This window comes from Floridaenema aerugineum BLCC-F46 (assembly GCF_041929345.1).
In the GTDB taxonomy this organism is placed as follows: domain Bacteria; phylum Cyanobacteriota; class Cyanobacteriia; order Cyanobacteriales; family Aerosakkonemataceae; genus Floridanema; species Floridanema aerugineum.
The window spans coordinates 1-8,461 of the sequence record NZ_JBHFNQ010000213.1; the positions used below are offsets into that span (position 1 = coordinate 1).

10 protein-coding genes are annotated in these 8,461 nt (G+C 38.6%); 5 read left to right on the forward strand and 5 right to left on the reverse strand.

What is annotated here, in order from left to right; genetic code table 11:
* Positions 1-215: 215 nt before the first annotated feature.
* A complete protein-coding gene (locus ACE1CC_RS29055) occupies positions 216-623 on the reverse strand; it encodes a hypothetical protein (RefSeq protein ID WP_413273915.1) in 408 nt (135 codons plus the stop codon).
* Positions 624-837: 214 nt separating this feature from the next.
* On the opposite strand from ACE1CC_RS29055, the gene ACE1CC_RS29060 reads away from it, so the two are divergent.
* Both ACE1CC_RS29060 and ACE1CC_RS29065 read left to right on the forward strand, forming a co-directional pair.
* A complete protein-coding gene (locus ACE1CC_RS29060) occupies positions 838-1,239 on the forward strand; it encodes a fasciclin domain-containing protein (protein WP_413273916.1) in 402 nt (133 codons plus the stop codon).
* Positions 1,240-1,366: 127 nt separating this feature from the next.
* Entirely contained in the window at positions 1,367-2,602 is a 1,236-nt protein-coding gene (locus ACE1CC_RS29065) for a DUF4336 domain-containing protein (RefSeq protein ID WP_413273917.1), read from the forward strand.
* 7 nt (positions 2,603-2,609) lie between these two features.
* Here ACE1CC_RS29065 and ACE1CC_RS29070 read toward each other — a convergent pair whose 3' ends face one another.
* The gene (locus ACE1CC_RS29070) at positions 2,610-3,002 is read right to left on the reverse strand and encodes a group I truncated hemoglobin (RefSeq protein ID WP_413273918.1); all 393 of its coding nucleotides are present in this window, start codon (positions 3,000-3,002) and stop codon (positions 2,610-2,612) included.
* Positions 3,003-3,311: 309 nt separating this feature from the next.
* Between ACE1CC_RS29070 and ACE1CC_RS29075 the strand changes: the two genes are divergently transcribed.
* The 3 genes from ACE1CC_RS29075 (at position 3,312) to ACE1CC_RS29085 (ending at position 5,265) form a co-directional block, all read left to right on the forward strand.
* Positions 3,312-4,625, forward strand: a complete 1,314-nt coding sequence (locus ACE1CC_RS29075; RefSeq protein ID WP_413273919.1) for an NAD(P)/FAD-dependent oxidoreductase — start codon at positions 3,312-3,314, stop codon at positions 4,623-4,625.
* 114 nt (positions 4,626-4,739) lie between these two features.
* Positions 4,740-4,964: a hypothetical protein gene (locus tag ACE1CC_RS29080; protein WP_459563936.1), complete on the forward strand. Its 225-nt coding sequence runs from the start codon at positions 4,740-4,742 to the stop codon at positions 4,962-4,964.
* A 97-nt stretch (positions 4,965-5,061) separates the two neighbouring features.
* Positions 5,062-5,265: a hypothetical protein gene (locus tag ACE1CC_RS29085; RefSeq protein WP_413273921.1), complete on the forward strand. Its 204-nt coding sequence runs from the start codon at positions 5,062-5,064 to the stop codon at positions 5,263-5,265.
* Between the two features lie 93 nt (positions 5,266-5,358).
* Here ACE1CC_RS29085 and ACE1CC_RS29090 read toward each other — a convergent pair whose 3' ends face one another.
* The 3 genes from ACE1CC_RS29090 to ACE1CC_RS29100 form a co-directional block, all read right to left on the reverse strand.
* The gene (locus ACE1CC_RS29090) at positions 5,359-5,670 is read right to left on the reverse strand and encodes a DUF2281 domain-containing protein (protein ID WP_413273922.1); all 312 of its coding nucleotides are present in this window, start codon (positions 5,668-5,670) and stop codon (positions 5,359-5,361) included.
* A gap of 53 nt (positions 5,671-5,723) precedes the next feature.
* Entirely contained in the window at positions 5,724-6,008 is a 285-nt protein-coding gene (locus ACE1CC_RS29095; protein ID WP_413273923.1) for a hypothetical protein, read from the reverse strand.
* 696 nt (positions 6,009-6,704) lie between these two features.
* A complete protein-coding gene (locus tag ACE1CC_RS29100) occupies positions 6,705-7,940 on the reverse strand; it encodes an LL-diaminopimelate aminotransferase (RefSeq protein ID WP_413273924.1) in 1,236 nt (411 codons plus the stop codon).
* Positions 7,941-8,461: the final 521 nt, after the last annotated feature.

Below are 8,461 nucleotides of genomic sequence, written 5' to 3' on the forward strand. Positions count from 1 at the left end.
AGCTATCAGCTTTTGACTGCTTATAGTGGGGGATTTAGACCCACCACTAAAGCTTGCCACTAATCGTTTACGATATAGTGGGGGACTTAAACCCATAATTATTAGCTGATAGCTGAATGCTGAAAGCTGATAGCTTGTTAAGGACTGAGAAATTTTGGCTTACTACATTCAATCCCAAAATCTAAAATTCCCCAGTCCCCAATCACCAATCCCCATTATTGCCAATTCCAAGATTTTAAACGAAAGACTAAATTAGCCTGTTCAGGTTTTGATTGAAACTCGGAAAATTGATTTAAAAATATCGAGTGTCCGTTTCTTAAAGTTACCAGATTATCTGCCTCAATCTTCAAAGTTTTGTTATTACCAAAGTTACATTCAAAAGGTGCAACTCTAGAAGCACTCAGGGGGCCAAACTGACTTCCCAATCTAACTCCAACACAAGTAATATCTGACGGTTTTTTACCAGCTTGGCGCAAAGCAGTATTTACTTCTGTGTTTAGTTTGCTGGATTGCCGAACCAAAGGCATAATGTCATCTAAAGCTAGAGTTCCCTGGGCTAAAGCTGTTTGAGAAATAAAACTGCCTGCGATCGCCAAAGGTAGCACAAATTTAGTAATATTCATTTTTGCTCTCACTTTTACAAAATCTTACAATCCTATAATAAATTGACTTTTTAGCTATGGTTTCTGTTCCCCAAAACAAAACATTTTGAATTTTTTAGCAAGAAGACTCGCTTCATGCTAAGGTGACAAATTGAGCCAAGAATCCAACGCGCTTCTGCCGTAGGAATATTAATAAGCTCAATAAGGCATCTGTATAGTAGATAAACTGAAACTCATGGCTGACATAGTTGATATTGCAGTTAGCGCAGGTTCGTTCCAGACTTTAGTAACAGCTGTTCAAATAGCTGGTTTAGTGGATGCGCTGAAAAGTCCTGGCCCTTTTACAGTTTTTGCGCCCAATGACGAAGCTTTTGCCAAATTGCCAGAGGGAACTGTTGAGTCTTTGGTGAAAAGTCCTCCTCAGTTAGGCAGGATTCTCAAATATCATGTGGTAGCAGGAAGATTAATGAAAGAAGACTTAGCTAAACTTAATTCTGTGACTTCTTTGGAAGGTTCACCGATTCCGATCGATTGTTCTGAAGCTTTTGAAGTGAAAAATTCCACAGTTATTGCCGCTGATATTGAAGCGGATAACGGTGTAATTCATGTGATCGATCGCGTAATATTGATGGGTTAATCTGTTCAGATTGTAGAGACGTTGTATACAACGTCTCTACTAAAATGGTACTGTCTGAAGCAGCGGACAAACTAAGAATTGTATTTGAGAAATTAGCTAAAGCGATTGTAGAGTAGAAGAAACTGAAATGACAGGGCAAGAAACACAAGATAAACCCATTAATTTAAACATCAATCCTCAAGATATTTCCTGGGCTTTTTGGCCTGTTGTACCACTTTATCCATACAGCAAAAGACGAACTATTCGTAAAGAAGTAGTTCCTGAGACTATCTGGACTTTCGATCAGTTACAAGGCATTTTTTATGTTGCCGTACCAATTAGAATGACTGTTGTTAGATTGGCAGCAGGAGGTTTGTTAATCTATGCACCTGTTGCGCCAACTTTAGAATGTATTCGATTAGTTAAAGAATTAGTAGCCAAATATGGCGATGTAAAATATATTATTTTGCCCACTGTTTCCGGTCTAGAACATAAGGTTTTTGTCGGCCCGTTTGCCAGACGTTTTCCCCAATCCCAAATTTTCATAGCACCCGGTCAATGGAGTTTTCCGATTTCTTTACCTTTGAGTTGGTTAGGTTTTCCCGCAAAACGCACTCAAATATTACCAAATGATAGCAGTAAAACACCTTTTGCTGATGAGTTTGATTATAAAATTTTAGGCCCAATTGGATTAGGTTTAGGTTCCTTTGGTGAGGTGGCTTTTTTCCATAAGCGATCGCAAACTCTCCTAGTAACTGATTCAATAGTTTCCGTACCCGAAACTCCCCCGGAAATTGTTGAACTTGAACCTTATCCCTTACTTTTTCACGCCAAAGATGATGCTTTTTCTATTGTCGAGGACAACGAAGCTAACCGTCGCAAAGGTTGGCAACGCATTTCATTATTTGCCTTTTACTTCCGTCCTAGTGCAATGGAAACAGTGAAATTAGGACAAGCATTTCGGAGTTCTTTCCAAGTTAGCGATCGCTCAAAGAAAGCTTATTTTGGCATCTATCCCTTCCAATGGAAAAATGGCTGGCAACACTCATTTAACGCACTCCGCAGAGATGGGAATTTGTTAGTAGCACCAATCCTGCAAGCTTTGATTTTGAATCGCGCCCCACAGGAAACAATTAACTGGGCAAATCAAGTTAGTCAATGGAATTTTCACCGAATTATTCCCTGTCATTTTGATGCCCCTATTTCCGCAACTCCTCAGCAATTTCGCCTAGCATTCAGCTTTTTGGAGAAAAATCCAGCGATCGCCGACAATTTAATTAGTGCTACTAAACCTTTACCAGAAGAAGATTTTCAACTACTTAGAGAACTGGATGAAGCTTTAGGCAAACTTGGCATTGTGCCACCATCAAAGGAAAAAATTTAAGCGGAATTTATTTGTACAAAACAGCTTCTTTTAAAGTAGCAACTTTACCCAGTGCTTGGTTAATACCTTCAGATGAAACTCCATGATTAGCCATTGCTTCACCTAAATGTTTAGCGATCGCATCAAAATGTTCTGGCTGTAAATTTAAACCAGTATGAGCTTTTTCCATCGATCGACCTGTATATTCTTTTGGCCCACCAAGCGCAAAAGAGATAAAAGCAGTTTGGTGACGACGCTGCTTTTCCATATCTGTATGCGCGAAAAAGTGATTAACAGTATCGTCTGCTAAAACGCGGTTGTAAAAGTCATCAACTATTTCTCTAACCGCTGATTCTCCTCCCACTTGTTCATATAAACTTGTTGCGCTTGCTTCACCATTTCCTTCACTTACATTAGTCATAATGAGTTTACCCTTATCGAGGATTCAACCCGAATTTTATCAGTAGGCCGAACAAATTTTATCTCTCGTAAGAATCATTTAATCCTCTATAACTGCTGTGAAATCTTACTATCAATATCGAGAAGTTTGAGAAAAATTCTACTAACGCAACTTGTTAGTCAAACATCGCTTAAGTATATTTACTTAAATTTTTGCTTAGGAATAAGTTAAGTAAATTTACAAAATTAACTATTGTCCCCGCTTAGTTATAAGCTAATAGATCTTGCTTATCAAACAACCCCTAGCCAAAAGTTTTTAGGAAAAAAAAGAATGGTTACATTACCGGAAAAACAATCTCAAAATATCACTTCCGATAGCGAAATTTCAGTTAAAAAAATTCATTATCAAATAGTAATTATTGGTGGTGGTGCAGCAGGGATTACCTGCACCTCGTTGTTATTAGCTCAAAATGATTCCCTTGATATTGCCATCATTGAACCAGAAGAAAAACATTACTACCAACCCGGCTGGACAATGGTGGGAGGCGGCGTTTTCCAAGTAGAAGAAACCGTAAGAAATGAACAAGATTTAATTCCCCAAGGTGTGACTTGGATTAAAGATTATGCCGTTAAATTAGACCCTGACAACAATATAGTTTTAACCAAAGAAGGTTTAGAAGTTGAATACAATTATTTAATTGTTTGTCCCGGAATTCAAATTAACTGGCATTTAATTAAAGGTCTGAAAGAAGCGATCGGTAAAAATGGCGTTACCAGTAATTATTCCCCTATTTATGCACCTTATACTTGGGAACTTATTCAAAACTTTAAAGGTGGAAACGCTATATTTACTTATCCTAATACACCGATTAAATGTGGCGGTGCCCCGCAAAAAGTGATGTACATGGCGGATGATATGTTCCGCCAGTTGGGAGTGCGCGATCGAACTAATGTCACGTATTGCACAACTTTAACTAAAATGTTCTTTGTCAAAGAATACTCAGACATTTTAGATAAAGTAGTCGCTGAACGGAACATAGAAGTTAAATTTCGCTGCAACTTAAAAGAAATCAAAGCTGACAACAAAGAAGCAGTTTTTGACCTCACCAAGGATGACGAAACTGTAGAAGAAATCACCTTGAAATATGATATGATTCACGTTGCACCACCGCAAAGTGCGCCCGACTTTCTTAAAGAAAGTCCCTTAGCCGTTCCCAATAATCCTTTCGGTTGGGTAGATGTGAATAAAGACACCTTACAACATAATCGTTATCCCAACGTTTTTGCTTTGGGTGATGCGTCTTCCTTACCAACTTCTAAAACTGCTGCTGCTATTCGCGGACAAGCACCAGTTTTAGTCGCAAATTTGTTAGCTTTAATGACATCTAAACCATTAGAAAATCGCTACAATGGTTATACTTGTTGCCCGTTAATTACGGGTTACAACAAATTAGTAATGGCAGAATTTGATGGTTATACTTTTACACCAATGTCCAGTTTTCCCTTAAATCCAATTAAAGAACGCTGGAGTATGTGGATCATGAAAAAACACATTTTACCTTGGGTTTATTGGCATCGGATGTTAAAAGGTCAGCAGTTTGAAGGAAATTACATCAAGTTCATGCAGTGGCAATACAAGAAATAGAAAAGGATAAAATTTAGTAGAGACAAAATGCCCACACCACAAGAAAATAAAAAATTGTGGGATGGGCATCTTGCCTGTCTTTTCTCTCTAATTACCAACTACCCGTTTTTAGCAATGTCTATTTCCAAAACAGAAGCAAAGCAACTTTTAGAAAGAATGATTTTTGAGGAAACAAGTCCTCAAGATTGGGTACAAGATGTTTGGGGATTAAGCCCTTTGTTGGGAGATAGCGCCGCCAAATTATTTGAAGCTTTTGAAATGTTAATTGAATGTTGTCCTGAAGAAAAGTTAGATAATTTGCTGCAATCTTTGTATCGAGAATTTCTTGATTCGGAGTAGAGCTGAACTTATTGGCTCAAACTATTGAACAGACTGAAGCATTAATCGGTGCTGTCGAGGCAAGCATTTCTGAAACTAAACAAAATTGGAATTTGCCATGAATCAACAAGCTCAAATACCCGACCCCGAAACGAGAGCAAGAAGTGTAGCTAGGTGGCGCGAAGTTAACCAACAAATTGATTTGCTTACACTCCAGATTGATGAATTAATTGCGATCGTAGAAGCTGGTTTGCGAGAGCAACGTCTGGCTAGACTTAAAGGAAAAGGTAAAGATCAAGCTGCTGAAATTATTAATCAGTAAGTTGCAGTATAGGTTGTCAGTAACAAACTAAAACTTATGCGAGAGTAAGTGCAAAAATGAACCAGAGGAAAATATGGGTATCTAGTAAAATCCTCATTTGCCCTCAAATGCGTTGATAAGATCTTCCGGCAAAGGAGCATCAAAGTCATCTGGAACTGTAAACTCACCTGCACACAAACCAAATGGTCGTAGTTGCTTATTACTTGGTTCTGCGGTTGTTACTTCTAATTGATCGACACCTTCAAACCATTTTAACCATGCTTCGACAAGCTTTTCTTTACTCTGGCTTTCAGTAGTTTTGGCAAGATGTTTTTGAGTAATAAAATCGATGAAATCACTCACTTCCTGTAAGAGTGGTTCGGGAAGTTGTTGTAGTTTGGCGATCGCACTATCACGAATAGACATAATAATTGCCTCTATACTGTTGTCCAGAATATACATTGTAAAGTGTTGGCAACCTATTCAGCAGACTTGCGCCATTCTTGTCCAAGACGAACCGCTTCATCAAAGGTAGGATCGTTTTCAAAGCTGCCCGAAACTTTTAACCACCAATCATTCTCTTTGGAATCAACATTGTCTGTTACCTCTGAATTTTTGGCGATGCCTCGCAGTCGAGATAGATTTCCCCGTTTCAATTTTGGCGGAGTTTCCCGTTTTAGGGATTTTAAGAGAGTTTGTAACAATTTCCAGCGATCGCTAGTTGGTAATTTCAGTGCTTGTTTTTGCAGTTCTTCTAATGTCATTGTTGCTGATACTTTTTCAGTAGGAGTTGCTGATATTTTCCTTCTCCTAATATAACTAAAATTTATCAACCTAAGTACGGAAGAGCCGTAATTTCTTCACACTCGCTTTAGGGAGATTTGTTTCTTCCTGACTTATCTAAGGGAAACATAAGAGTATAGAAATTTTTAGGAGTTGCATCAATGGATACATCAATTAATAAAAAAGATTACTGCAAAGGATGTGGTGCAGAGATTCAGTGGATTTTGACCAAGAGCGGGAGATACTCACCCGCCAATTTGGACGGCTCCTCTCATTGGGCGACTTGCCCTAAAGGTGAAATGTTTAAAAAGAGATGGCTAACAGCGTAGAAAATAACAACGGCTTTTTAAGACTCCGTTCAGATCTTGCACCAGTGCCAAAATCCGCCTGGGACTCAAGTCCCAGGCTCATAGCTAAAGTCCTCTAAAGAGGACTAAATACTCAGTGTTTAAAAGCTTTCAGTCCATTTTAATGGACTTGAGCTATTAGCCCGGAAATTGATTTCCGGGCGAGCTAAAACCGCAGATGCAAAATCTCAGTATAAGGACTCTAGGCTACTAAATATTAAATTTATATGCCTATCAGTTTATATAACAAGCCTATTAATTTACTCTCAATACTCGCTGATTAACTGTAACTATTTATTCAGGGTGAGCAAAGCCCACCCAAATTTCATATTACACCTTAAACTTTTCGGTAATTCTCTTCATCGCTTCTTCCACATTTTCCCGACTATTAAATGCAGAAATACGGAAATAACCTTCACCTGCTGCGCCAAAACCAGAACCGGGAGTTCCTACTACATTGCAATTTTGCAACAGTTTATCAAAGAAATCCCAACTCGATAAATTATTTGGGGTTTTTACCCAAACGTAAGGGGCATTTACTCCGCCATAAACTGCGATTCCTGCTGATGTTAATTGTTCACGGATAATCCGGGCATTTTCCAAATAAAAACTGACTAAAGCTTTAACTTGTGCTTTGCCTGCTTCGGAATAAACTGCTTCTGCGCCTTTTTGCACGATGTAAGAAACGCCATTGAATTTAGTTGATTGGCGACGATTCCATAACTTCCATAATTCTACATCGGAACCATCGGCTGCTTTGGCGGTTAAGGTTTTTGGTACTACTGTGAATGCACAACGAGTTCCGGTAAATCCGGCGGTTTTGGAGAAGGAACGAAATTCGATCGCACAATCTCGCGCCCCCTCTATTTCATAAATAGAATGGGGTATATTTTCCTCGGTAATAAATGCCTCGTAAGCTGCATCATAGAAAATAATTGCATTGTTAGCTTTGGCATAATCAACCCAAGCTTTTAAATGTTCTTTCGTGGCAACTGCACCTGTGGGATTATTAGGAAAACAGAGATAAATTAGATCGACTTTTTCCGTAGGAAGTGAAGCGGTAAAGTTATTTTCGGCGGTGATTGGCAAATAAATTAAACCTGCAAATTCGCCTTTTTCACTTGCATCGCCCGTGTGTCCTGCCATTACGTTAGTATCTACATAAACGGGATAAACTGGGTCGGTGACTGCAATAATATTGTTATCGCCAAAAATGTCGAGAATGTTGCCTGTGTCGCACTTTGAACCGTCAGAAATGAAGATTTCGGAAGCGTCTACTTCGCATCCTCTCGCTTGGAAGTCGTTAGCGGCGATTTTCTCTCTTAACCAAGCATAACCTTGTTCGGGGCCATATCCTTTAAATGTGTTGCGATCGCCCATTTCTTCCACAGCTTTAATCATAGCTGTGCGGCAAGCTTCCGGCAAAGGTTCGGTAACGTCACCAATACCTAATCGAATAATTTTAGCATCAGGATTAGCTTCAGCAAAAGCATTGACTCTTCGCGCAATTTCGGGAAACAGATATCCAGCTTTCAGCTTCAGGTAGTTGTCGTTGATGGTTGCCATGTTAAATTGCAAAAAACGCCCTAAAATAGCTTACTGCTAATCTAGATAATTATTTCCCTTCCGCCTTCTTACAGTAAATATTACCCGATCGGGTGAATCTAATGGATGAAGTAGCAAAAATTGCAGTTTTGCGAGAATATAGTTAAGTGGCGATACAAGCTTTATGCCTGTGTCTCCCAAAAAACTATGCTGTGTTTCCCCACCGTTAGCAGTGGGGTTTCCTATTTTTTCCAGGGTAATTTTGTCCCCATTTCTGTCATCGCCGAAAAAATTAGATAAACTATTAGCAAGCAAACTCCACCGCAAAAAGCTAACAAATCATGATCCATATTGTTTCTCATTAACGCTTTAAGTAATAATATTAACTCAAGTAACGTAAGAGATTAAGATTCGGTACGTTGTTGGGGGGGAAAGGGCCTATAAAAAAATGTTATTAAAAATAGGAAAAGAAAAAAAAAAAAAAAAATAGAGTAAAGAAAAAAACAAAAAAAAATATGCCGAAAAAACAAAAACAAAAAAAA

What these genes read in the sequence shown, in the direction of transcription:
- ACE1CC_RS29055 (WP_413273915.1), bottom strand. Translation starts at nt 623, where the DNA reads ATGAATATTACTAAATTTGTGCTACCTTTGGCGATCGCAGGCAGTTTT.
- ACE1CC_RS29060 (WP_413273916.1), top strand. Translation starts at nt 838, where the DNA reads ATGGCTGACATAGTTGATATTGCAGTTAGCGCAGGTTCGTTCCAGACT.
- ACE1CC_RS29065 (WP_413273917.1), top strand. Translation starts at nt 1,367, where the DNA reads ATGACAGGGCAAGAAACACAAGATAAACCCATTAATTTAAACATCAAT.
- ACE1CC_RS29070 (WP_413273918.1), bottom strand. Translation starts at nt 3,002, where the DNA reads ATGACTAATGTAAGTGAAGGAAATGGTGAAGCAAGCGCAACAAGTTTA.
- ACE1CC_RS29075 (WP_413273919.1), top strand. Translation starts at nt 3,312, where the DNA reads ATGGTTACATTACCGGAAAAACAATCTCAAAATATCACTTCCGATAGC.
- ACE1CC_RS29080 (WP_459563936.1), top strand. Translation starts at nt 4,740, where the DNA reads ATGTCTATTTCCAAAACAGAAGCAAAGCAACTTTTAGAAAGAATGATT.
- ACE1CC_RS29085 (WP_413273921.1), top strand. Translation starts at nt 5,062, where the DNA reads ATGAATCAACAAGCTCAAATACCCGACCCCGAAACGAGAGCAAGAAGT.
- ACE1CC_RS29090 (WP_413273922.1), bottom strand. Translation starts at nt 5,670, where the DNA reads ATGTCTATTCGTGATAGTGCGATCGCCAAACTACAACAACTTCCCGAA.
- ACE1CC_RS29095 (WP_413273923.1), bottom strand. Translation starts at nt 6,008, where the DNA reads ATGACATTAGAAGAACTGCAAAAACAAGCACTGAAATTACCAACTAGC.
- ACE1CC_RS29100 (WP_413273924.1), bottom strand. Translation starts at nt 7,940, where the DNA reads ATGGCAACCATCAACGACAACTACCTGAAGCTGAAAGCTGGATATCTG.